Below are 24,474 nucleotides of genomic sequence, written 5' to 3'. Positions count from 1 at the left end.
TAAGTACACCGCAAAGCCCTTAGCGGTAGAATTTTAAAAACATAACTCAACAACTCAAAAACTCTCGCGCAGCCATTGGCCTACGCGTTGAAACCGTCCCCCCGTACCAGTCTTGAGTTGACCGATCGTATGGACAATTTTTTCCTCGAAACTTGCTGTCTGCGGATAGATCATCAAACCGACGACTGCCGAGAAAGCAGATCCTTTTGCCAAAGTCGGCAGCCCCGATACTCCGAGTGGACGGCCGACCCGCACATTGCGTCCCAATATTTTTCTCGCCGTTTCCGGCAAACCAGTTAACTGGCTCCCGCCGCCAGTCAACACGATACGCTTTCCAATGACATGACCGAAGCCCGAGCGGTTCAAACGGTCACGCACCATTTCAAGAATTTCTTCAACCCGTGCCTGAATAATCCGGGTAAGCACAGCGCGCGGATATTGCATTTCACTACGCTCGTCGGCAATCGGCGAAATACTGATCATATGGCGGTCATCGACGCCTCCGGGAAGTGTCGACCCGTGCATAACCTTGAGCCTTTCGGCATCTTCAAGAGGCATTGAAAAACCGCGGGCAATATCAAGCGTTACATGATTGCCGCCAACAGGAATAGCATCGGCATGAACAAAACGATTATCCGAAAAAACAGAAAATGTTGTGGTGCCACCACCGATATCAATGCATGCAGCGCCCAAACGCGCTTCATCATCGACCAGAACTGCAAGGCCACTGGCAAATGGTGTTGCAACCATTGCTTCAACACTGATGTGGGCACGATTGATGCAGGCTTCCAGGTTTCGCAACGGTACAGTTTCTGCGGTTAGAACATGAACGTCTACGCCAAGCAAATTGCCGGTCATTCCGACAGGGTCGGAAATGCCTTTTTCACTATCCAGCGAATAATTAAGAGGTATTGAATGAACGATATGACGATCAAGCTCGAAAGCCTTTTGCGAGGCACTCGCCAAAACCGAGCGGACGTCACGCAAAGAAACTTCACGTCCGCTTACATCATATTCACCATGAACGATAACGCTTCTCAAGCGGGCAGACGAAAAATTGACGATCAGTGAATCAACAATGAGACCAGCCATTTTTTCGGCCGCATCAACTGCCAAGCGAACAGATTGTTCGGCTGCTGCCATATCCATGACGACGCCGGACTTTATTCCACGAGAGCGCTGCACGCCGAACCCCAATATTTCAATATGATGCGTGCGGCCAGGCAGATATTGCATATGATCGAACGGGCGCAAACGGGCAATGACACAAACAACCTTGCTTGAGCCCATATCAAGCACCGTCAACAGGCGTGCCTTGCGCAATCCGTTATGGCCTGAACCAAGCAAATTCATGCGTGACCTGCCTTCTGCGCCTTCAAGCGACGCTCTTCTTCCTTAACAACGTTATTGCGTCGTTCCACTGCCTCGTCCGACAGCGCAACGGTAATACGATCAGGAAGCCGTAAATCAACACTCAGCACATCACGTGAAAAAAGCCCTTGTTCCTTATCTGCTTTGACTGCATCGGCAAGTCTCGCCATAGCATTGGCTTCCGGCAATTTGATACGAACACCATTATCAAGAAGTACATCCCAACGCCGGTCGCCAACACGTATATAAGCCCGAACATGTTCCTGAATTTCAGGAAAAGCAGCCAATTCATGCACAAAGCCGGAAGCCTTTTTATCGGCACCGATACCGACAACAAGAGGTAAATCACCAGCAAGACCGGGCTTGAAAGGAACGATAACTCTGCCGTCATTATCGATAATGTCAAGGTCATCGCCATGTTGCCAGACCGCGTATGGCTGGCGTTCAACAAGCGAAACACGTACGCGATCGGGATATATTTTTTGCACATCAACCGATTGCACCCACGGCAATTCGCTTAAAACTTTACGCGCTTCGACAGCATCAAAACCTATCATCGACGTTTCGCCGTCAAGTCCAAGTGCCGAAAGAACGTCAAGTTCCGACATTCTGTTATTGCCGGCAATTTCCACATCTTCAACTGCAAAACCGAATGTCGAGGTAGTCGCTTTCACCACCTCATCGATGTGACCACCGGCTGAAATACCATAGAGAGCCGTTGCTCCTAAAAAAAGAACTGCTGCAAACGTGCCAAAATGGTGTGGCAGCTCGATATCGGCCAAAACGAGTTGCGAGACAGTACGCCGCAACCGCCTGTAGAGGCGGGGCAAATTCGACATGACAGGTGTCGAAAAACCATCTCCGTTCTGACTGTTCAACGCATACACGACGCGTCCTCCACCATCCATTTTACGAGGTCACCAAATGAAAGACCTGAAACTTTCGCCATATCGGGAACAAGTGATGTCGGTGTCATTCCGGGCTGCGTATTGATTTCCAACCAGACCAACTCACCCTTTTCCTCGTCATAACGAAAATCCGAACGGCTAACACCCTTGCACCCTAATGCTTGATGTGCCGCTACCGACATCCTTTGCACATTTTGGTAAATATTTGGTGAAAGTGATGCAGGACAAACGTGTTTTGACCCACCCGGTTTGTATTTTGATTGAAAATCATAGAACTGGAATTCTTTATCCGGCACAATTTCGCAGACATCCAGTGCTTTGTCACCCAAAACCGTGCATGTAAGCTCACGTCCGGCAACGTATTTTTCAACAATAACATCATCACCATAATGCCAGGATGAACCGGTTATTTCTGCGGGCGGTGTATTCTGACCGGCTTTGACAATAACAACGCCGAAGCTTGACCCTTCATAGACAGGCTTAATGACATAAGGTGGTTCGATCGGATGAGTTTTGCCAATTTCAAAACGGTTCATGACACGCGATGGTGCCACCGAGACACCATTTGCCGAGGCAACAATTTTTGCCCGCCCTTTATCCATAGCAAGAGCAGATGCCAGAACACCCGAATGGGTGTAGGGAATTTGCAAAAATTCCAATATGCCCTGAATGCGCCCATCTTCACCGAAAATTCCGTGCAAAGCATTGAACGCGACATCAGGTTTTATTTCGGCCAGTTTCGAAGCAACATCACGCCCGACATCCACTTTGGTGACTTTATAACCGACACTTTCGAGAGCTTCCGCACAGGCTGCGCCGGAGGACAAACTGATCGGCCTTTCAGAAGAAAAACCACCCATCAATACGGCAACGTGCTTGCTTGCCATGCTCAAAAGCTCCCTCAGCAACTACTATATTTAGTCCCCTTGCATCAAACCGATACAATTGATCGTTTTGAATTCCAAATCATCCTTGCGAATCAATGGACTAGCGTTAACCATAATGAATCAGAATCGGCCTTCCATGACAAGTCCCGCAAAGTGCAAGATGCTGATTCGTAAGGTGAAATTCCGTTCATCCCCTTGAAATGACTCATAGATTTTTTTCAGTTTTTTTCATGCTTGGCTTTTTCGAAGAAGCATAAAATTCGCATCTCTGAAAAACGTGAAAATTTCAAATTGAAACATTTATATTTTTAGAAAATTTTTCTATATTTATTGCTACCAACTGTTTGCCCGCTTTCTTCACCGAAATAGTTTCCGTTTTTTGATGCGTAATGGCAATAAAAAATCATAAATAACCAAGTTTTATCAGAAAGTTTTCGCCTAATGGTTTGCAAGGAAACACAACTATTCAAAAGCAGTTTCATTTTTTCCACGCTAATATTTAATAACACTTTAAATCGTATTCTGTATTTGCTTAATCAAAATAACAAACGCATAAATTGGTTTTATGCCAAACATTTCTTATTTTATAAGAAAATTCGCAATAACTTTTATTTATAAAAAACAGATTATATTTATTTTTAACTTATTAAAGCGTTTTGTGATGACTTGCGGCGCTTCAAAGGCAACAAGCATAGGAATGAACAAACATCGCAAGAATTGAAATAGCCGGAGGAGCAACCGTCCATTTCCCGAAAAATTATTCTCGTAGTTGCGATAATTTCCACTTCCAGTCATCTATGGTAACTGGACGAGCTATCGTAATAAGCTCATCCTTCCATTATTTATGCGTTATCTGAAGGAGACGGCACAAATGGCTTGACTTCTTTACCGGTCACAAATTGGCCTATACGTTTGATTTCCCAATGGAGGTTAATTCCGGTTTTTTCAAACACTCGTTTCCTTACTGTTTCGCCTAAAAGCTCGAGATCATAGGCAGTTGCATTGCCGGTGTTGATCATGAAGTTGCAGTGCATGGTGCTCATCTCGGCACCACCAATTGTCAAACCACGGCAACCTGCTTCATCAATGACTTTCCAAGCCGACGTGCCCTCCGGGTTACGGAAGGTTGAACCACCGGTTTTTTCGCGGATCGGTTGAACCTCTTCACGGTGACGAATGGCCTCGTCCATGGCTTTCTTGATATCTTCCTTATTACCTTTTTGGCCTTCAAGCAGTGCTCCAACAAAGATCAAACCATCGTCGACTTTTGATTGACGATAGGAATAGTGCATATCCGATAGATTGAGGATATGGCGTTTTCCTTCGCGGTCGAGTGCATAGACTTCAACAACATGTTGCGCTGTTTCACCGCCATTTGCACCGCCATTCATCTTCAATGCTCCACCGAGACCACCCGGTATGCCACAATAAAAATGAAAACCTGAAATTCCCGCCTCAAGGGCAACAGAAGCAAGCCTTTTATCGGTCGTTGCAGCACCGGCAAAAATACGCGTCTGCGAAACTTGCTGGGTTTCGCCGAAGCCTTTAGCCGAAAGGCGGATTGTTACGCCGGCAATGCCGCCATCACGTATCAACAAATTGGAACCGATGCCGACAATTGTTATCGGCACATCCCGCGGCAATTTTTTCAAAAAAACCGCTAGATCAGCTTCATCTGCCGGTTGATAGAAGACTTCGGCAAGGCCACCGGCTCGAAACCAGGTGACTTTGCTCATATCCACATTCGGGTGAATTCGCCCTCTTATACCTTCAAGAGAAGGTTGCAACCGCTTTAAAAGTGCTTCGCCATCTATCATCTGACTAAAACTTATTTTTTATCAAGATCTGCCAATTCATTGGGGAGAGCATAGGCCCATTGTGTAATATTGCCAGCCCCGAGGAACACAACATAATCACCGGGCTTTGCAATTTTTCTTACGATCGGAGCGATTTCTTTCGGGTCGGCAATATAACGAGCATCACGGTGGCCGGCAGTTTTGATCCGGTCAACCAGAGCTTTCGAGTTAACACCTTCAATCGGGTCTTCTCCGGCCGGATAAACCGGAGCGACGAGAATTGTGTCGGCATCATTGAAACAGGTGGCAAATTCGTCAAAAAGGTTATGAAGGCGTGTATAACGGTGCGGCTGCGCAATAGCAATCACACGACCTTTTACACTTTCACGCGCTGCTTTCAGCACAGCCTTTATTTCAACCGGATGGTGTCCATAGTCATCAAAAATTTCCACTCCGTTCCAGCTACCAGTATGGGTAAAGCGGCGTTTGACACCGCCAAAGCCCGCCAATCCTTTGATAATGGCGTCATCAGAAACGCCAAGTTCGTGGGCAACAGCAATGGCTGCCGTGGCATTAAGAACATTATGACGGCCAGGCATTGGCAAAACCAGATTTTTCATCTCGATAACCGCGCCGGTTTTACGCGAGCGGATGACGACGTCGAAATGCGATTTTGGCCCTTCCATGTAGTGGTTCAGAAAGCGCACATCTGCCTGCGGGTTGGAGCCATAAGTGATGACGCGACGGTCATCAATGCGGCTCACCAATGCTTGCACTTCCGGATGATCAAGACACATGACGCCAAAACCGTAAAAGGGGACATTCTCCACAAATTGCAAGTAAGCCTCACGTTCAGCCTCGAAAGTGCCGTAATGGTCGAGATGTTCAGGATCAATATTGGTAACAACCGCAACATCGGCCGGAAGTTTCAAAAATGTACCATCGCTTTCGTCGGCTTCGACCACCATCCAATCACCTTCCCCCATACGAGCATTGGTACCATAAGCGTTGACAATACCGCCATTGATCACAGTCGGGTCCATATTACCGGCTTCCAAAAGCGTGCCGATGAGTGACGTGGTTGTGGTTTTTCCGTGCGTACCGCCAATGGCAACAGCCTGTTTGAAACGCATCAATTCGGCAAGCATTTCAGCCCGACGGACAATTGGCAAATGCCGTTCTTTGGCTGCAATATATTCCGGATTATTTTTATGAATAGCCGTTGAAACAACGACAACTTCCGCCTGCCCAAGATTATCGGCACTGTGGCCGACATGAATTTTTATTCCATGGGCGCGCAAACGCTCGACATTGGCATTGTCCGCCTGATCGGAACCTTGAACTTTATAACCAAGATTATGGAGCACTTCGGCAATACCGCTCATGCCTATGCCCCCAATTCCTACAAAGTGGATAAGGCCAATACTCAAGGGCATTTTCATGAAGTTTCTCCTTCTTTATATTCTTTCACTGTTTTGCCCGCCACCAATGCTTCTGCAAGATCTGCCAATTTTTTTGTGGCATCTCTATGACCTGCAGTTTTGGCAGCTTTTGCCTGTGTAACGAGAAGAGTGCTATTTTTGGCAACAGCATCAATCATTTTTGCAAGCTCTTGGCTATCAAGTTCTTTCTGCTGCATCACTTTAACGGCACCTGTTGCCGCGAGCCTCGCAGCATTGGCTGCCTGATCGTGATCAAGTGCGTAAGGATAAGGAACAAGCAAAGCGGGTCGACCGATTGCTGCTATTTCCGACACTGTAGAAGCGCCCGACCGTGAGATAATAAAATGTGCATCGGCAATACGCTTCGGCATATCCTCGAAAAATTCTTTAACTTCGGCTTCGACTTGGAGATTCCGATAGGTTTCCAGGAGTTTCTTATCGTCGCCCCTGACCTGCTGGACAATATGAAGGCGTTTTTTGACATCATTGCCAAGTAGTTTTACCGCCGCCGGTACAACTTCGTTGAAAAATGAAGCTCCCTGACTGCCGCCGAAAATCAAAAGATTGAAAACATCATTGCCATCAGATGGGTGATATGGCTGATTTGAGGCTTCAATCACCGCGTCGCGCACCGGATTGCCGGTTACAACAATCTTGTCTTTATACGGCCCTTCATCTTCAAGAAAACCACCGGCAATCGCATCAACCCGTGCAGCTAAAGCTTTATTGGCGCGCCCCATCACTGCATTTTGCTCGTGGATAAAAGCACGCAAACCGATCGACTTTGCGGCATAAAGCGGTGGCAATGTGGGATAACCGCCAAATCCGACGACAAGAACCGGCCGCAATTTCCTGAATAGTCGCCGTGATGCGCGCACACCTTTCAAGAGTTGCCAGAGCGTTCGTGCAACTGCGAAAGGATTTTTGCTCGTTATGGTTGCCGAGGGAATGACATGCACATGATCATCGTCAAATGTGCGTACAAAGCGTCTCGCCCTGTCATCGGTAATCAAATGCACATCATAGCCCCGCCGGACGAGTTCGCCTTTTAAAGCTTCAGCAGGAAAAAGATGGCCACCGGTGCCGCCTGCAACCAGAACAATTGTTTTTTTATCAGTCATCTCACACCGCCGGCATAATTGTCGGTAACGACGCGGAAAGCCTTGCTTCAGGGCGTCTGCGCGTCAAGCTCAACAAGATTCCCATGGAAATCGCAATGGCCACCATAGACGAACCGCCATAAGAGATAAATGGCAAAGTCATGCCTTTTGGCGGCATCAAGTGCAGGTTCACTGCCATATTGATCATGGATTGGCAACCGAACAGAATAGCCATGCCGGCAATGGCAAAGCGTGTAAACGAATCCCGTTCATTCATGGCAATTTTCATGGATCTGATAACAATGAAGGCGAAAAGTGCAACAATCAGCAGGCAAAGAACAATGCCATATTCTTCCGCAGCCACCGAAAATACAAAGTCGGTGTGACTGTCGGGAACAATCCGTTTGACAGTCCCCTCGCCCGGCCCTTGCCCGAACCAGCCGCCGTGAAGAATGGCTTCACGCCCGACATCCACCTGAAAAGTATCGCCTTCTCCGGTCAAAAACCCGTTGACACGTTCCTGAACGTGGTGAACGAAGAGATAGGCACCAAAACCGCCAACAATTGCAAGCCCGATGAACAGAATGATGATGAAAATCGGCACACCGGCAAGGAAGAACAGGCCGCCCCAGGTGGCACTGATCAGCATTGTCTGCCCGATATCGGGTTCAAGCACCAGAAGGCATGCGCATGTTGCATAAAGAATAATGGCAAGCAAAAAGCCGGGAATGCCATTTTTACGGGTCTGATCGGAAAAAAGCCATGCCGACATAACGACGAAAGCCGGTTTCATGAATTCGGATGCCTGCACAGAAACGCCGAGTACGGAAATCCACCGCCTCGACCCCTTGACTTCAGCTCCGAATAATAAGGTTGCGACCAATAGAACAAGCGTTACAAGCAATAGCAGTGCACAAAACCGGCGAATGTTGCGCGGAGTAAAAAAGGAAACAAAAATCATCGTAAAAAGTGCGGGGAAGCTGAAAATGATGTGCCAACGCACAAAATAGAAGCTGTCTGCAATACCGATTTTGCTGGCGACAGTGGGACTTGCAGCAAAGGAAAGCATAATGCCAAGCCCCATTAACATGAGACAGGCTGCCAAAATTGGCCGGTCTATTGTCCACCACCAATTGGCTATCGGTCCACGGTCGGCACGAGAAACCATTTCAACCCCTTTGTCACTATCATCCAGTCAAGTACAACTTTTGCTCATTCGCCCATGGAAATTACGCCGAAAAGGATTCCGGTTGGTTAACGTCGGCTAAACTTTTTAATTATTGGAGAAAAAAAATGGCTTCAGCGTTCTTAAACCGAAGCCATAAAATATAGGAGAAACAAAAATGGAGATTACAACGCTTTTACAAAAGCCTTGAAGGCATCACCGCGAGCGCCGTAATTTTTAAACTGGTCATAGCTTGCACAAGCAGGCGAAAGCAGAACGGCTACTTCTTCGGCTTTGTCTGCCCCCGCATCCTGATGGGCTTCCTGAACAGCTTTTTCCAGTGTTCCCGACATTGAAATCGGAAATGCTCCGTTGATAGTGCGGGCAAAATCTTCCGCGGCATCACCAATGAGATAGGCTTTACGGATTTTTGGAAAATAATCTTTCAAAGCGGTAATGCCGCCTTCTTTTGCAAGACCACCGATAATCCAGTAAATATGGTCAAAAGTGGCTAGTGCCGGTGCACTGGCCTCGGCATTGGTTGCCTTGCTATCGTCGACATAAAGAGCATGGCCGATTTTTCTGACCTGCTGCATACGGTGCGGCAGCCCGACATAGGAGGCAAAGATCCGCTGCAATTCAACCGGTTTTATTTTCAAAATATCAAGGGTGGCGAGTGCCATTAACGCATTCTGGGCATTGTGGCTGCCACGAAGCGAGGAAATTCCGGAAAGTGACAAACGTGCTTCCGGTTTGCCATTCTTCACACTGAAAAGCTCGTCTTTAACAGCATAATATCCGCTCTTCAATACCTTGTCTTTTGATACCGGCAAAACGTTATGATGGGCGTTTAAAAGCTCTTCATAGATTTTTGTCGAATTTTCATCATCAACGGCAACCAATGCCGTTTTCGCGCCGTTTACCAGCCGTTTCTTGATTTCGCTATAATGCGCAAATGTCCCGTGCCGGTCGATATGATCGGGCGAGATATTAAGAAGAATGCCGACTGTCGGATTGATGGACGGGGTGAGATCAATCTGGAAAGACGAGCATTCGATCACATAAAAACGATTTTTTTCAAACGGCTCGAGCGACAAAATAGCGGTGCCGATATTGCCCCCCATTTCCGACAATTTTCCGCTCTCGTTCAATAGGTGATTGATGAGTGCTGTTGTGGTCGATTTGCCATTGGTGCCAGTAATTGCAATGAATGGCATATCCTCGTCGGAAAGTTTATGATGTTTGAGATAAGCGTTGCGCTCGCGAATAAATAGTTCGATGTCGCCGATAATTTCGACACCGGCAGCTTTTGCAAGTTTGACTGTCCAATGGGGTTCCGGATTGGTGAGCGGCACTCCGGGAGCTAGAACGAGAGCCGAAATTTTTGACCAATCAACGTTATGAAGATCGCTCACCGGTATATTCTGGCCCCGCGTTTTTTCGACGGTCTCCATCTTGTCGTCCCATGCGAGAACTTCCGCACCACCGGCAAGAAGCGATTTTGCTGTTGCAACACCCGAACCACCGAGTCCGAAGAGTGCTACTTTTTTATTTTTGAAAGAATTGACTATAATCATTTTGCTTATCTCAGTTTGAGAGTTGAAAGACCGATCAGGGCAAGTACAATCGAAATAATCCAGAAGCGTATTACAACCTGGCTTTCAGTCCAGCCTTTTTTCTCGAAATGATGATGAATCGGTGCCATGAGGAAAACGCGTTTTCCTGTCAATTTGAACCAGAACACCTGAATGATGACGGAGAGTGCTTCCATAACAAATAATCCGCCGATGACAGCAAGAACGATTTCATGTTTGGTTGCAACCGCAACAGCACCCAACATGCCGCCAAGTGCAAGCGAGCCGGTGTCGCCCATAAAAATCGCAGCCGGCGGCGCATTAAACCACAAAAAGCCTAGTCCCGCTCCGACAACAGCGCCGAGAAGAACGGTAAGTTCCCCCGAACCCGCAACATAATGGATTTGCAGGTAATCGGCAAAATTGATATTGCCGGACAAATAGGCGATGAGCGCAAATGACGAAGCGGCAACCATGACCGGAACAATAGCAAGTCCATCAAGACCATCGGTGAAGTTGACCGCGTTACCGGATCCCACCATGACAAAAGCAGCAAAGGGTATGAAAAACCAACCAAGATTGAGCAAATAATCTTTGACAAAAGGAAGTGCGAGACCTGTTGATTCTGTATGCATAATGACGCCGGAGGCAACAATAGCAATGATAAATTCCAGTGTCAGACGGGCTTTTCCCGAAAAGCCTTTTTCGCTTTGTTTGGTAACTTTGAGATAATCATCATAAAAGCCGATTGCCCCGAACGCCAACATGACGAGAAGCACAACCCAAAAATAGATATTGGCAAGGTTACACCATAAAAGTGCAGAAACCACCGTGCCGCTTAAAATCATCAAACCGCCCATTGTCGGTGTACCGGCTTTTTTGAAGTGGGTTTGCGGGCCATCGGCACGGATTGGCTGGCCTTTGCCCTGACGCACTTTCAACGAAGCAATAATGCTTGGTCCGAACAGAAAAACAATAAGTCCCGACGTTAGCAAAGCCGCACCGGTGCGGAATGTGATATAGCGGAACACACCGACACCGGGCAGAATATCGGTCAGTGATGAAAAATACATCAACATGGAAGCTTGGCCTTTTTAACTTTCAATTGGCTTTCTTATAACGTTCGAGCAAAGCCGACACAACACGCGAAGAGCGAATAGAATTCGATGATTTGACCATGATGACATCACCATCATGAATGTCTTTGAGAATGAGAGGGATAATCTCTTCGACATTTTCTTTCAAATAGACTTTGAGCTTTTTGGTAAGCTCCTCTTTTAGAGGTTCGATTTCACGACCGATGAGATAAACCGGATTGGCACCCGAGGCAAAAACCGGTTCGGCAAGTTCGCGGTGAAGTTTTTCACTATATTTGCCAAGTTCGAGCATATCGCCAAGCACGGCAATGCGCCGCCCGCGTGCACCGGTTTTTGCTTGTTTCAAAAGTTCAAGACTTGCCCGCATGGAAGCGGGATTGGCGTTATAGCTTTCGTCAATCAGCGTAAATGTACCGCTCGATGGCAGTTCCAGATGATAACGTGCACCACGCCCGTTTTCGGCGCTAAAAGTTGCCATTGCCATCACAATATGTGCCATATCGGCACCAACGCAATCACACGCGCCGAGCACTGCCAGACAGTCCTGCACGATATGGCGCCCGGGAGCGGCTACTTTCACCATGGCTTCATCGTTGCCAATCTTCACACTCATACTTGAACAGTCGGCCAACATATGGAGTTTTTCCAAACGGTAATCAGCAAAATCGGCTTCGCCGAAACTCAATATATTTTCAATCCCGCACGCTTTCGCTTTATCGGAAAGAAAGTAGAAAAAATCATCATCGGCATTAAGAAGAGCTGTCCCGCCTTTTACGACACCTTCGAAAATTTCCGCTTTGGCAGTTGCAATTTCCTCGATACTTGAAAAGAATCCCAGATGCACCGCCGCAACCTTGGTGATAATGGCTAAGTGAGGCCGCACCATTTTTACCAATGGACGGATTTCACCAGAATGGTTCATGCCGATTTCAAACACACCATAATCTGTGTCTGCTGGCATACGGGCAAGGGTTAGCGGTACCCCCCACTGATTATTGAAGGAGGCCGGATTGGCATGAACTTTTCCGACAGCTCCAAGACAGTGGCGCAATGCTTCTTTCGTCGTCGTTTTGCCGACAGATCCGGTCACAGCAATAATTTTTGCGCTTGATCTTGCCCGCGCTGCCACTGCAAGCTCATCCAATGCCTTCAGCGCATCATTAACCGCTATCATTGGTACGCCAAGCTTTTGGAGATCCGCTTTGTGGGCTTTTTCGATAATCAACAAGCCTGCGCCGGCCTCGGCAGCTTTCGCCGCAAAATCATGGCCGTCGAGTTTTTCGCCCTTGATACAGAAAAAGATTTCGTTAGGCTTTACGGTGCGGCTGTCTATCGAAACGCCTGACAACTCATCCGGCAAATTGCCGATAACCTCGCCATAAATTGCTTTTTGTAACTCGGCTTTCGTCCATAATGGCATCATTTATGCTGTCCTTCCAAGGCCTCCGTTATTTCCTGATGGTCAGAAAAAGGATGGACTTCGGTTCCGATAATCTGGCCCTTTTCATGCCCTTTTCCGGCAACGACCAATGTATCGCCGCTCTGAAGCAGAGAAATGGCATAACGGATGGCTTCGCGTCTATCCCCGATCTCCTTGGCACCACTTGCTGCTGCCATAATTTCTCTACGGATTTCGGCAGCATTTTCAGTGCGCGGATTATCATCGGTCACAATAACAATATCGGCATATTTGGTAGCGATTCTTCCCATAATCGGGCGTTTACCCTTGTCACGGTCACCGCCACAGCCGAACACCACAATCACTCTTCCGGTGGTGAATGCTTTTACAGCAAGCAAAACCTGTTCCAGCGCTTCCGGTTTATGGGCATAATCAACATAGATTGCCGCTTTATCTTTTGTTGTACCGACAAGTTCAAGACGCCCCGGTGCTCCCTGCAACCGTTCAATTGCACGGAATACTGCTGCAGCAGAAACACCGGTTGCAAGGGCAAGCCCGCCGGCAACCAGCGCGTTGGAAACCTGAAAATCGCCTGCAAGTGGCAAGGTGAACTCGAAAACCTCTCCATCGACAATACAATCGACAAACTGACGTGAACGTTGATGCTCGACATGACGGAGTTTGATAAAATCGCCCTTGCGACCGACGGTCAGAACTTTCCGTTTTGCACGTTTGACATGTTCAATTGCCGCTTCCGAAAACTTGTCATCGGCAAAAATGACGGCCGGTGCATCTTTCGGCAAAAGTGTGTCGAACAAACGCATTTTTGCCCTGAAATAATCCTCGACAGTCGGGTGATAATCCATATGGTCACGACCGAGATTGGTAAAGGCTGCTGCTTTCAATTTCACCCCGTCAAGCCGGCATTGATCTATGCCATGGGAAGACGCTTCCATGGCCACATGGGTCACACCTTCGTCAACAAGTTCGGCCATTGTTTCTTGCAGTCTCACAGGATCGGGCGTCGTGAGTGAGCCATATTCGTTTCTTGTCGGTGTAATAACACCTATAGTGCCGATCGTTGCTGCTGCAAAACCGGCATCCTTCCAGATCTGGCGTGTAAATGAAGCCACTGATGTTTTGCCGCTGGTGCCGGTAACGGCCACAACTGTGTCGGGTTGCTTGCCAAAAAACCGTGCAGCAACAATGGCAAGCTCGTGACGTGCATCGGGAACACGCAAAACCGGCACTTTTTTCGACTTCAGTTTAAAATCATGGTCGGTTAGAATTGCAACTGCGCCCCGTTTTGCTGCATCCTCCGCATAAACGCCGCCATCTCCCTTATTGCCTTTAAGTGCAACAAACAGAAATCCGGGTAATACTTTTCGTGAATCGGCTGTAACACCCTTGATTTCAACCGAAGAAAGGGATGAATCCCATGCTTTTCCCAAAAGTTGATCAAGTTTCATGCGTTATCCCCTTTCGGCCTAATCATTGAACGACGTCTCAGGCAATTTTTGGTTGCCGGAAGAAGCGAGAACAGGCGCATATTCTTCTTTGAAATCCGGTCTTACACCAAGGAAAGTTGCAGACCGGTGAATGATCTTTTCAACCATCGGGGCTGCGTTAAAACCGGCCGTTGCGCCAAACTTTCCTTCTTCCGCCTTTGGTTCATCAATAATTGTCAAAACAACATATTGCGGGTCGTCAATCGGGAAAGACGCAAGGAAGGCGTTAAACCGTTTGGTTTTTGAGTATTTGCCGTTTTCGACTTTTTCGGCAGTACCGGTTTTGCCACCAACACGATAACCTTCAACCTTGGCTCTGCGCCCCGAACCGATATCTCCATTCAATTTATAAAGATAACGCATGTCACGGCTCGTTTCCGGTGAAACAACCTGTTTGGAGTGTTCTTCCGCCTCTTCGGCTGTGCGTTTTAAAAATGTCGGTTCGATAAGCCTGCCGCCATTCATCAAGGCGCTTGCGCCGACCGCGGTTTGTAGAGGTGTTGTCATCATGCCATGGCCAAACGCAATGGTCATGGAATTGACAGTTTTCCAACGTCTCGGCTCGACCGGACGGGCAACTTCGGGAAGTTCTGTCGTCATACGGTCAAGAAGCCCCATTCTTTTTAAAAATTCGCGGTGCCCGTCAATGCCGATTGTCAGTGCTTCTTTTGCCGAACCGATATTGGAAGAAAAGATGAAAATTTCCCAAGCTGTTAACGGACGATATTTACCGTGGAAGTCACGGATGAAATGTCCACGTCCGGCAGCAAGCGGCTTTGACGCGTCAATAACGCTATTCAGCTGGAATTTTCCCGAGTCGAGAGCCATTGCGGTGGTAAAACTTTTAATTGTCGACCCCATTTCGAAAGTACCGGCTGTCATCCGGTTAAGGCGATCTTTTTTAAGTGCATCGACCGGATTGTTGGGATCGAAATCGGGCATGGAAGCCATGGCAAGCACCTCGCCAGTGTGGATATTGATAACCACTGCACCGGCGGCAATTGCCTGATATCTTTGCATGGCGTCTGCCAATACATCACGCATAATGGCCTGAACACGGATATCGATTGAAAGTTTTACCGGTTCAAGTGACGTTTCGTCGGCAAGTCCGGCTGCACGCAAATCGCTTAAACCCGCATTGTCGATATATTTTTCCATACCGGCCGTGCCCTGATTGTCGACATTGACCATACCGAGAATATGGGAAGCCGTTGGTCCACCCGGATAGAAGCGGCGCACTTCCGTGCGAAACCCGACACCGGGAATACCAAGAGCCATAATTTGCTCTTTCTGACTTGGCGTAAGCCCGCGCTGAATCCACGCAAAACCGGTTTTCTTTTTAAGCTTTTTATAGGTTTCCTGCCAATCAAGATTGGGCAGAACCGTTGAAATCAATTCGATTGTTTCATCAACGTCAATGATGCGGCGCGGTTCGGCAAAAAGTGAATAAGTTTTCAAATCGGTTGCAAGAAGCCGTCCGTTACGGTCAAGAATATCTGGACGGGCTGCCGATTGTTCGACCGCCGGCCCTGACGCCTCTTCTATCTCGCCACCTTTGATACCGAAATAGATAAGACGGGCAAAAATAACTGCATAAACACATAGGAAACAGCTCACCACCACCATCAGTCGGCGGCGGGTTCTACGTGAACGATATTCGGCCTTTTGCAACTCTTCATAACGATTGAGAGGTGCCTTCGGTTTACGCTTCAAAAACGGAATAAACTTCATGGCCGGACACTTCCTGTTGCGATATTATCGATATTCGCGTTGCCGTTGCGGGCAAGCAGCGAATTCTTTTCTTCAAGCTCGTCATCCTTAATGAGATTTTCGATCTGGTCTGGCAGCCGTTCCGGTATATCCTGCAACTTGATAATCTGGCGGGGTTCGGTTACCTGCAATCCGAGTTGATCCTGATAACGGGTGGCCAATACCTGCATACGTTCCGGCTCTATCATCATTGCCCATTCGGCATGCAGCAGGTTGATGGTGTTTTTTTCGGCAACAATTTGTCGTTCGATACGCTGGACTTCACCAATGCGTTTCAGTGCGTCGTACTTCACCTTGTAGGTGATACCGGCTGCACAAATCATAATAGCCACCAAGATCATATCAAATGTACGAAAAACTGTCATTTTCTATTACCATCATTTCGGGCATCAGTTCGGGCATTAAATCGGGCTAGTTCAGGAAGTCCGAATATTGATTTATCAAGAGGTGCAATGTCGGCATCTGTGCGGATGCCAAAACGGAAGCGCGCGGAGCGTGAACGGGGGTTGAATTCGAGCTCCGCTTCATTTGCGGTAATGCCACTTTTGACTTTAAGCGTAAATGTCGGCTTTTCTGTTTGTTGAACCGGCAGATAACGCGATTGTGCGTGAGCTTTTGACCGGAGAGCAAAAAACTTTTTGACCATGCGGTCTTCAAGTGAATGGAAGGTTACAACACCAAGCCGCCCGCCTGGCTTCAACACCGCTTCGCCAGCTTCAAGCGCTTTTGCCAATTCCTGAAGCTCGTCATTGACGTAAATGCGCAAGGCCTGAAAAATTCTTGTTGCCGGATGGATATGATCGCCGGATTTCCGCCCCACCAATGTCTCGACAGCATCTGCAAGATCAGACGTCCGCAAAAACGGCTTTTTCTCACGCCTTTCGACAATCATTCTGGCAATGCGTGCTGCATGGCGTTCTTCCCCGAGAATACCGAAAATACGTGTAAGGTCTTTCACCTTCATAGTGTTCACAACATCGGCTGCGCTAAAGCCCGATTCCGACATACGCATGTCAAGGGGGCCATCTTTCTGGAACGAGAAGCCGCGCGCTGCCTCGTCAATCTGCATGGACGAAACGCCGATATCAAGAATAACACCGTCAACTTTATCTTCTGTCACATGACCGAGATTGGAAAATTCTGTATGAACGAGTTTCAATCGCGGACGATACTCTTCAACCAGAGCTTCGCCATCACGGATAGCTTCAGGATCCCGATCAAGTGCAATGACATTGGCACCTTTATCAAGAAGTGCGCGCGAATAACCACCTGCACCAAAGGTACCGTCGATAATTGTTTTACCGGCACAAGCATCCATTCCCGCAAGAACAGGTTCAAGTAAAACAGGGATATGACGTTTAAAAACAGTATCCTTAACAGTTGGCATCGTTATCTTTTAACAGTACGTTTAAAAATCGATTGGCGCATTCCGACTTTTCAATTGGTCAAAATGCGTCAATCTTCTTTATCGCACAGTTATGCTTAACGAAGTGTTAGGATTGGGCTCATCAATCACGAAATTTCCGGTATCAAACCGAATGTCATGAAGAGCAATACAAAATTCAGTATCAAAACAACAATTGCCGAAAGAATGGCAACGATCTGGGTAACAATACCGTTGGAAAATTGCCCCATAATGGATTTGCGACCACTAAAGTAGAGAAGCGCAATCATGGGGACAGGTAGTGATATTGAAAGAATAACCTGACTGACAACCAGCGCTTCGGTCGAGTTGACGCCAAGCGCCACAACGATAAAGGCAGGAATCATTGTAACAAGACGGCGAACCCATATCGGTATGTAGAAGCCGACAAACCCTTGCATAACCATTTGTCCTGCCATCGTGCCGACAACCGAACTTGAAATACCCGAAACAATCAGCGAAACGAGGAAAACGCCTGCTGCACCGATACCGAGAAGCGGTGTCAATGTGTAATAGGCCTGATCGATTTCGGCAATGTCGTTATGCGCACCATGAAACGTACTTGCCGCCATAATAACCATGGCCATATTGACCATACCAGCAATAGCAAGAGCAACAATAACTTCGCGGTTGGAATAGCGCACAAGCTGGCGACGATCCTTGTCACTCTGGACTTTGGCACGTGCCTGCGTGAGGCCGGAGTGAAGGTAAAGCGCATGCGGCATAACCGTGGCACCAATAATGCCGACGGAAATAAGCAAAGCATTGGCATCAGGCATTTCCGGAGTAAAAAGATGCAACCCCGCAGCTTCCCAATCAACCGGCGCGATCACCATTTCAATAAGATAACAAAGACCAATAATCGAAACCAGAATACCGATCAGAATTTCCGTCGGGCGGAAACCGCGGCTATCAATCATCAGAAGCGCATAGGTAACAATCGCGGTGATAATCATACCGACGATGAGCGGCAAATTGAACAACAAGGCAAGGCCAATAGCACCGCCGAGAAATTCGGCAAGGTCGGTTGCCATTGCAGCGATTTCGCTGATAATCCACATTGCCACAACAACAGGTTTTGACAGATTGTCGCGGCAAAGTTCGGCAAGGTTGCGGCCGGTTACAATGCCGACTTTAGCCGACAGTGCCTGAAACAGCATAGCTATAAGATTGGCGAGCAGCACAACCCACAATAATGTATAGCCATAGCCCGATCCGGCCTGAATATTGGTCGCAAAATTACCGGGATCCATATAGGCGATTGAGGCGATAACGGCAGGCCCAACCATGAGAAGAAATGTACGTCCGCCCTTTCGCTTGCCGGCAAGCATTGCAGAAATGCCTTCCGACGTCCGTTCGGTGAGCGAGGACTTACGGGAGAATTTATCATCTTGAAGAGACATGCAACAAAACTTTCTAATTGCGAATGCTTTGCATTAGCTCTAAAGGCATTATTCCGTCAATCGGTTTTAGACAAAAATGTTGTGATTATTCATTCTATAACAAAATAATGAAAAATGTCAGTCGGTCTGTAAGCCGGGTTCTGTATGGCGAAATTTGATTAAAAATTCCGCGTGACAGCCATTCATCTAGTACGGATGTTACCACCCGTCTCGTGCAACCTACCCGAATGACAGGCCCGGAAATCGGCTGCAAGCAAAGCTCGCGTGTCACTCCTATTCGGTCTTGCTCCCGGTGGGGTTTACCTTGCCACATCCATTACTGGATGCGCGGTGGGCTCTTACCCCGCCTTTTCACCCTTACCTGTTTGAACAGGCGGTATATTTCTGTGGCACTTTCCCTGAGGTTGCCCTCGCCGGACGTTATCCGGCACCGTTATTCCGTGGAGCCCGGACTTTCCTCACCTTTCACCTTTCGGTATTGAGAAGGCGCGGCTGCCCGACCAACTGACGGGCTCTTTATAAAACAAAAACAATCGGCTGCAAACCAATAAAAGCTGCTTCATTGCCAAACTCTCCGCGAACTGCTCAAGACACAAAAGCCTACCCCGTTTTATGAAAAGCCCGCAAAAACAGAAATCCCCAAAAACCGAAAGCAATAAAATGGAATTCGGTTTTTTAAAATGCCATGACTTGCAAATGCCATAACGCAGGTTTCCCACGCGAAATAACGACTTATGACATGACAAAAGCTAACCGTTTCTTCCCTTGAACGTCCACTATATATTTTAAAATTTGGCCTGAATATTGGTTAAGCTGTTTTTCCAACTCCGCCAAGGAAGACCGGCTTAAAGAAATTAAAACCATTGATCGTTTTTCGGACAATTGCGCGACCAAGATAAAGCCCGGAGAGCCGTCACCGGACGAATCTCGCCCATATAAAAATCTTAGAAGTACAAAACTTTAAAAATTTTCCGTAAATGGCGCCTTTCTGGAACAATCAGGACAAATCTATTTTCTATGAAAAAAAGACCATCAATCTGAACAGCCAAGATCAGAAACAATTGGACAAGGAAAAGAGCAAAAAGCGCTGCATTTTTTAAAAAATATAGTCAGGCTGCCTACTTCCATTGAAGCATAGCCATTCAATTGTTCCGGCTATATTTTTAAGAACCTTACGCTTCAGGTGAGGCTTTTCAACGTGCCAAGCAGGCGATGAAGTGTGTCAATCGTCGAGACATCCGCAACACCGTCAACCTTTTGTGGTCTGAAATGGCGTTGAAAGGCTTTGGTCACCAGTTGCGTGCGTTCGTCGAAAGAACCGGTGATATCAATGCCATAACCGTAAAGCGCAAGCATTGATTGATAAGCTTCAACAGGTCTGCCACTTTCACCATTGGTCATGAAGCGTCCACCGGAAATTGCGGACGGACGCACAAAATGGCCAATACCGGCCTTAAAAAGGTTTTCCCATGGAAATTTTTCACCCGGGTCACTTTTGCGATGCGGTGCAATATCGGAATGGCCAAGCACATTCCGTTTTTCAATTGAATATTTTTTGATAATCGATTTGCAAAGTTTGATGACCGATTCAATCTGTTTTTCCGGATAATCGGGAAAGTTCAACAAAGGTCCACCATTGACAATCTCAATACCGATAGAATGGGAATTCACATCTGTGACACCGCGCCAGAAACTTTCACCGGCATGCCACGCGCGATAAGCCTCTTGAACCAGTTGCACAACTTTCCCGTCTTCTTCCACGACATAATGTGCTGAAACCTTTGCTTCCGGCGAACATAAAAGGCGTTCGGCACTTTCGGCATTTTCCATGCCCGTATAATGAAGAACAAGAAATTGCGGTTTGGCGCCATCTTTGCGCTCTTCAAAATTAGGCGAAGGGCGCACAGTTGCTCCCTGATAATCCGCTTTGAAAGTTTCTGCACTCATACTGTAACAAACTCCTCACGCACGATAGCCCATGCGTTATTAATAGCCGCCAGACGCTCATTGGCAATAGCCAGGAATTCCTTTGGTAAACCGCGTGCCATAACCCTGTCAGGATGGTGTTCGCGCACGAGATCATGGTAGTGTTTGCGTGCTTCTTCGAAGCTTATGCCTTTTTTGAGGCCCAAAACCAGCCACGGATCACTTTCACCGACAACAGCATGACGTGCGCTGATTACCCTGAACTGCTCACGAGAAAAGCCGAAAATATCGGAAACCTCTCGCAAAAAAAAGAGCTCGTCCTGATGGATTACACCGTCCGATTTGGCAATATAGAAAAGGCCTTCCAGAACATCTTCCAATAATTGTCCCTGACAGTCGGATTCCTGACAAAGCCGAAACAGGCGACGCGCATAAACATCAAAGCCGGCAATGTCCTGCTTGGCGAGATTATAAAGGCGTTCGACATTATGAAACTCGTGGTCGGGAACCGAAAAAATTTCATAAAATGCTTTGACCTCGGCATCGCTTACAACACCATCAGCTTTTGCCATTTTTGCCGATAAAGCAATCATGGCAACAGAAAATGCAACTTGTCTGCGTGTTTCAGGATCCCCTTCAAAGAAGGTACGTACACGTTCAACAATAGCATTCAATGCGTCGCCAGCAATGTTGCTGATAAGCTCGCCAATACGTGTCCATAATGAAGGCATTCCGTTTTCCTGAATTTGAAGTTAATAAGACTGTTCTGTTTGATCGGGCGCCTTAACAACTATTTGGCCAAGGCCGATAATTGATAGTGCGAAGCGATATGAATGAAGTCGACTGTTATTGTTCTTTATCCCCGTCAACCGTGGAAGGACGGTTCATTGCCTGACGGGCAACTTCACCCGCTTCACGTGCAAAATTTTCCGCCTGTTCTTCACTCTGACCACTTTTCAAGGCAGATGCTTTTGCGTCTTCCATCAATTTATTGATGACATCCTGTTTTTGTGCTTGCGTCATATCCGATGGTGTAAGCGGCACTTTTGGCAAACTTATGGCTGAACCTTCAGGAAGGCCCTTTTCCCCATTTATTTCACCGGAATCCTTGAAAAAATATGAATATCCCCACCACAAGCCGGCAATGACGAGGATGAGGAGAATAACAAGACCGATGATGCGGCGCCAACGAAGTTTCTTCATATTTTTTCCAAAAGTTTTTATTTATATGCCATTCTTTTACTATTTTTAGCAATGGTGAACAGTGATTTTAGAGCCCGATAGGTGTCGAATTGTTGTTTAAAGATAATTTAAAAAAAATGGCGCGCACATTACTGGCGTCAATTGCTTCGGCTCTGTTGCTTACAAGCTGCACTTCCTTGTCTTATGATCTTGGCGATATCGTGCCACCATCCGGCACAACACCCAAGGGACCAATCAACGCTCCCCGCTTTGATGATCGCAAGCCTCATGACTGGGCCGAGCTTACCCCATGGCATTACCCCATTCACGGAACCGATGTTTCGAAATATCAACAGGCAGTTGACTGGGCAGCAGTCAAACATAGCGGTATTTCTTTTGCTTTTATCAAAGCAACAGAAGGCGGCGACCGTGTAGACGACAATTTTCTCCACAATTGGGATGGGACAAAAGAAATCGGTATGCCGCGCGGCGCCTATCACTTCTTCTATTATTGTCGGCCCGCTTCCGAACAGGCCAAATGGTATATCAGAAATGTACCGAAGGACCCGACAGCCCTGCCGCCGGTTCTTGATATGGAGTGGAACGATTCTTCACCGACGTGTAAAATCCGGCCACCAGCAGAGACTGTTCGTAGTGAAATGAAGGTCTTCCTATCCATTGTTGAAAAATATTATGGCAAGAAACCCATCATCTATACGACGGTCGATTTCTTCGATCGGAACGGCCTGTCGCAAATCAAAGGTTATTCGTTCTGGCTCCGGTCAGTCGCCGGCCATCCGCAAGAAAAATATGGCACCCATCCGTGGACATTCTGGCAATATACCGGAACGGGGCGTGTTCCCGGTATCAAGGGTGATGCCGACATCAACGTCTTTTATGGCAGCCGCGACGAATGGCAAAAATATGTTTCCGGAAACATAATACCAATTAGATAATAGGCAAACATCGTGTTACTCAAGTGGGCAAATATCGCTTTGACTTGCGAGCGAATTACGCATGCCTCTTTATTTCTGATAAAAAATGGTACAAGACATTTTAAACGTCATAAAGTGCAGGAATGAGAATAAATGTTCAAGACAAGACAAGCAATTCTGGCAGCTTCGACATTCTTGTTTGCGACAGTTTTCTGCCCGCTTTCACAAGCTGAAGAACCTGAAGCGGCAACCCAGACTGATGATGTCGCAACCAAAGTAGCACGCGAGGCCTGCGGCACGCCAATCGAAACATTCAGAGAGAATGTGGCCGATGAAGCTCGCAAAGCAGGTGTAAGCGAACACGCGATCGATGAACTCAAAAAAGCAACGATTGATCAGAAGGTTATTGACCGTGACAACGGGCAGGCCATTTTCAATCTCACATTTGCAGAATTTTCAAAACGCGTCATCCCTGAAGCGCGTTTGAAAAAGGGTAAGGAAAATTTACAAAAATATTCCGACGTTTTTGCCAAGGCCGAGGAAAAATATGGGGTTCCTGGCCCCGTTATTGCAGCCTTTTGGGGGCTCGAAACCGATTATGGTGCGGTGCAAGGCAATTTCGATACTTTGAATGCCCTTTTCACCCTTTCCCATGATTGCAGACGGCCGGAACTCTTCCGCCCGCAATTGATTGCACTTTTAAAACTTTTCGATCAGGGAGTCGTCAATGCCAATACGACCGGCGCATGGGCTGGTGAAATCGGTCAAATGCAACTTTTGCCGAAGGACTATCTGGAACGGGGGGTTGACGGCGATGGCGATGGTAAAATCGACCTTAAAGGGTCTGTTGCCGATGCTGTCATGACGGCCGCCCATATGCTAAGCGATCTTGGATGGCGGCGCGGTGAACCGTGGCTTGAAGAGGTGCGCCTCACCCGTGACGATCTCCCCTGGCAAGAAGCAATCAGGCAAAATCGCAAACCCCATTCACAATGGACCAGTTGGGGCGTTACCGGCATTAACGGCCCGCTAGGGCCTGATAATGGAGATGCGTCACTTATGTTGCCAATGGGCCGAAAGGGGCCCGCATTTCTGGCCTATGACAATTTCGATATTTTTGTCGAATGGAACAAATCGATTGTCTATGCAACAACCGTTGCCTATTTCGCCTCGCGGCTCGCCGGTGCACCGGCTTTTGACATCGGCCATCCCGAACCTGGGTTGAACACCGAAGAAATGAAGCAATTGCAACAAAAGCTTGCAGACCGTGGTTATGATATGGGCAAAGTGGATGGCGTTTACGGTATATTGACACGCGACGCAGTGCGAACCGAACAGCTCCGCTTGGGACTTCCTGCCGATTCCTGGCCGACGAAAGAATTGCTCGACCGGCTTTAGAACTGCATTCCATGTGGTCAAAAAAAGAGTGTACTTAACTCATCGCAAGACGGGTATTTTTGCCCGTTTTTGTTATGACATTTGTTTTTTTGGGGATAGCATTTATACGATTGTCAGTTGAAGGCTTTATGTATTCATTTCCGGAACTATACGGTTCCCCCCTGCTCTTTTCATCTTACAAGCATCTTTG

Annotated in this window: 20 protein-coding genes and 1 other RNA gene; 2 read left to right on the top strand and 19 right to left on the bottom strand. The window is 47.4% G+C overall.

The genetic code is table 11. The features are described 5' to 3' along the window. Positions 1–54 precede the first annotated feature (54 nt). The 19 genes from ftsA to H3V12_RS01445 all read right to left on the bottom strand — a co-directional run bounded on the left by ftsA (position 55) and on the right by H3V12_RS01445 (position 21,972). Positions 55–1,353 (bottom strand): cell division protein FtsA, encoded by a 1,299-nt coding sequence (gene ftsA / locus H3V12_RS01535; RefSeq protein ID WP_198212311.1) that lies wholly within the window; start codon positions 1,351–1,353, stop codon positions 55–57. Then, positions 1,350–2,279, bottom strand: coding sequence for a cell division protein FtsQ/DivIB (locus H3V12_RS01530; protein WP_198212309.1), 930 nt, complete (start codon positions 2,277–2,279; stop codon positions 1,350–1,352). Before H3V12_RS01530 ends, ftsA begins: the two co-directional genes overlap by 4 nt. Then, positions 2,246–3,166: a D-alanine--D-alanine ligase gene (locus H3V12_RS01525; RefSeq protein WP_075914219.1), complete on the bottom strand. Its 921-nt coding sequence runs from the start codon at positions 3,164–3,166 to the stop codon at positions 2,246–2,248. The genes H3V12_RS01530 and H3V12_RS01525 overlap by 34 nt, the downstream gene beginning before the upstream one ends. A gap of 842 nt (positions 3,167–4,008) precedes the next feature. Further along, entirely contained in the window at positions 4,009–4,983 is a 975-nt protein-coding gene (gene murB, locus H3V12_RS01520) for a UDP-N-acetylmuramate dehydrogenase (protein WP_083639710.1), read from the bottom strand. An 11-nt stretch (positions 4,984–4,994) separates the two neighbouring features. After that, positions 4,995–6,404, bottom strand: coding sequence for a UDP-N-acetylmuramate--L-alanine ligase (murC, locus tag H3V12_RS01515; protein ID WP_198212307.1), 1,410 nt, complete (start codon positions 6,402–6,404; stop codon positions 4,995–4,997). Continuing rightward, positions 6,401–7,525, bottom strand: coding sequence for an undecaprenyldiphospho-muramoylpentapeptide beta-N-acetylglucosaminyltransferase (gene murG / locus H3V12_RS01510; protein WP_198212305.1), 1,125 nt, complete (start codon positions 7,523–7,525; stop codon positions 6,401–6,403). The genes murC and murG overlap by 4 nt, the downstream gene beginning before the upstream one ends. A gap of 1 nt (position 7,526) precedes the next feature. Then, the gene (locus tag H3V12_RS01505; protein ID WP_075916732.1) at positions 7,527–8,672 is read right to left on the bottom strand and encodes a putative peptidoglycan glycosyltransferase FtsW; all 1,146 of its coding nucleotides are present in this window, start codon (positions 8,670–8,672) and stop codon (positions 7,527–7,529) included. A gap of 182 nt (positions 8,673–8,854) precedes the next feature. After that, positions 8,855–10,246 (bottom strand): UDP-N-acetylmuramoyl-L-alanine--D-glutamate ligase, encoded by a 1,392-nt coding sequence (murD, locus tag H3V12_RS01500; protein ID WP_198212303.1) that lies wholly within the window; start codon positions 10,244–10,246, stop codon positions 8,855–8,857. Between the two features lie 5 nt (positions 10,247–10,251). Next, positions 10,252–11,322 (bottom strand): phospho-N-acetylmuramoyl-pentapeptide-transferase, encoded by a 1,071-nt coding sequence (gene mraY, locus H3V12_RS01495; protein WP_075868714.1) that lies wholly within the window; start codon positions 11,320–11,322, stop codon positions 10,252–10,254. Between the two features lie 22 nt (positions 11,323–11,344). Then, positions 11,345–12,763, bottom strand: coding sequence for a UDP-N-acetylmuramoylalanyl-D-glutamyl-2,6-diaminopimelate--D-alanyl-D-alanine ligase (locus tag H3V12_RS01490; RefSeq protein ID WP_198212301.1), 1,419 nt, complete (start codon positions 12,761–12,763; stop codon positions 11,345–11,347). Beyond that, positions 12,760–14,208, bottom strand: a complete 1,449-nt coding sequence (locus tag H3V12_RS01485) for a UDP-N-acetylmuramoyl-L-alanyl-D-glutamate--2,6-diaminopimelate ligase (RefSeq protein WP_198212299.1) — start codon at positions 14,206–14,208, stop codon at positions 12,760–12,762. The genes H3V12_RS01490 and H3V12_RS01485 overlap by 4 nt, the downstream gene beginning before the upstream one ends. Positions 14,209–14,226: 18 nt before the next feature. Continuing rightward, positions 14,227–15,978, bottom strand: a complete 1,752-nt coding sequence (locus tag H3V12_RS01480) for a penicillin-binding protein 2 (protein WP_075868718.1) — start codon at positions 15,976–15,978, stop codon at positions 14,227–14,229. Next, entirely contained in the window at positions 15,975–16,382 is a 408-nt protein-coding gene (locus tag H3V12_RS01475) for a hypothetical protein (RefSeq protein ID WP_075868720.1), read from the bottom strand. Before H3V12_RS01475 ends, H3V12_RS01480 begins: the two co-directional genes overlap by 4 nt. Further along, on the bottom strand, positions 16,379–17,404 hold the full coding sequence (gene rsmH, locus H3V12_RS01470; protein WP_198212297.1) for a 16S rRNA (cytosine(1402)-N(4))-methyltransferase RsmH: 1,026 nt from the start codon (positions 17,402–17,404) through the stop codon (positions 16,379–16,381). The genes H3V12_RS01475 and rsmH overlap by 4 nt, the downstream gene beginning before the upstream one ends. Positions 17,405–17,529: 125 nt before the next feature. Beyond that, positions 17,530–18,771, bottom strand: a complete 1,242-nt coding sequence (locus tag H3V12_RS01465; RefSeq protein ID WP_225867840.1) for an Nramp family divalent metal transporter — start codon at positions 18,769–18,771, stop codon at positions 17,530–17,532. A gap of 185 nt (positions 18,772–18,956) precedes the next feature. Beyond that, positions 18,957–19,351, bottom strand: an RNA gene (gene rnpB, locus H3V12_RS01460) — RNase P RNA component class A. A 671-nt stretch (positions 19,352–20,022) separates the two neighbouring features. After that, positions 20,023–20,790 carry an N-acetylmuramoyl-L-alanine amidase gene (locus H3V12_RS01455; RefSeq protein ID WP_198212295.1) on the bottom strand — a complete coding sequence of 256 codons (768 nt, stop codon included), beginning with the start codon at positions 20,788–20,790 and terminating at the stop codon, positions 20,023–20,025. After that, the gene (locus tag H3V12_RS01450; RefSeq protein ID WP_075914208.1) at positions 20,787–21,500 is read right to left on the bottom strand and encodes a DnaJ family molecular chaperone; all 714 of its coding nucleotides are present in this window, start codon (positions 21,498–21,500) and stop codon (positions 20,787–20,789) included. The genes H3V12_RS01455 and H3V12_RS01450 overlap by 4 nt, the downstream gene beginning before the upstream one ends. A gap of 115 nt (positions 21,501–21,615) precedes the next feature. Next, on the bottom strand, positions 21,616–21,972 hold the full coding sequence (locus H3V12_RS01445) for a hypothetical protein (protein ID WP_198212293.1): 357 nt from the start codon (positions 21,970–21,972) through the stop codon (positions 21,616–21,618). Positions 21,973–22,088: 116 nt separating this feature from the next. Here H3V12_RS01445 and H3V12_RS01440 point away from each other — a divergent pair, with 116 nt between their 5' ends. Together H3V12_RS01440 and H3V12_RS01435 are read left to right on the top strand one after the other, a co-directional pair. After that, positions 22,089–22,907: a GH25 family lysozyme gene (locus H3V12_RS01440; RefSeq protein WP_198212291.1), complete on the top strand. Its 819-nt coding sequence runs from the start codon at positions 22,089–22,091 to the stop codon at positions 22,905–22,907. Between the two features lie 132 nt (positions 22,908–23,039). Next, positions 23,040–24,284: a lytic murein transglycosylase gene (locus tag H3V12_RS01435; protein ID WP_198212289.1), complete on the top strand. Its 1,245-nt coding sequence runs from the start codon at positions 23,040–23,042 to the stop codon at positions 24,282–24,284. Positions 24,285–24,474: the final 190 nt, after the last annotated feature.

The organism is Bartonella sp. W8167, from assembly GCF_016100335.1.
Classification (GTDB): domain Bacteria; phylum Pseudomonadota; class Alphaproteobacteria; order Rhizobiales; family Rhizobiaceae; genus Bartonella; species Bartonella apis.
This window is presented reverse-complemented; position numbering and strand designations above follow the sequence as displayed.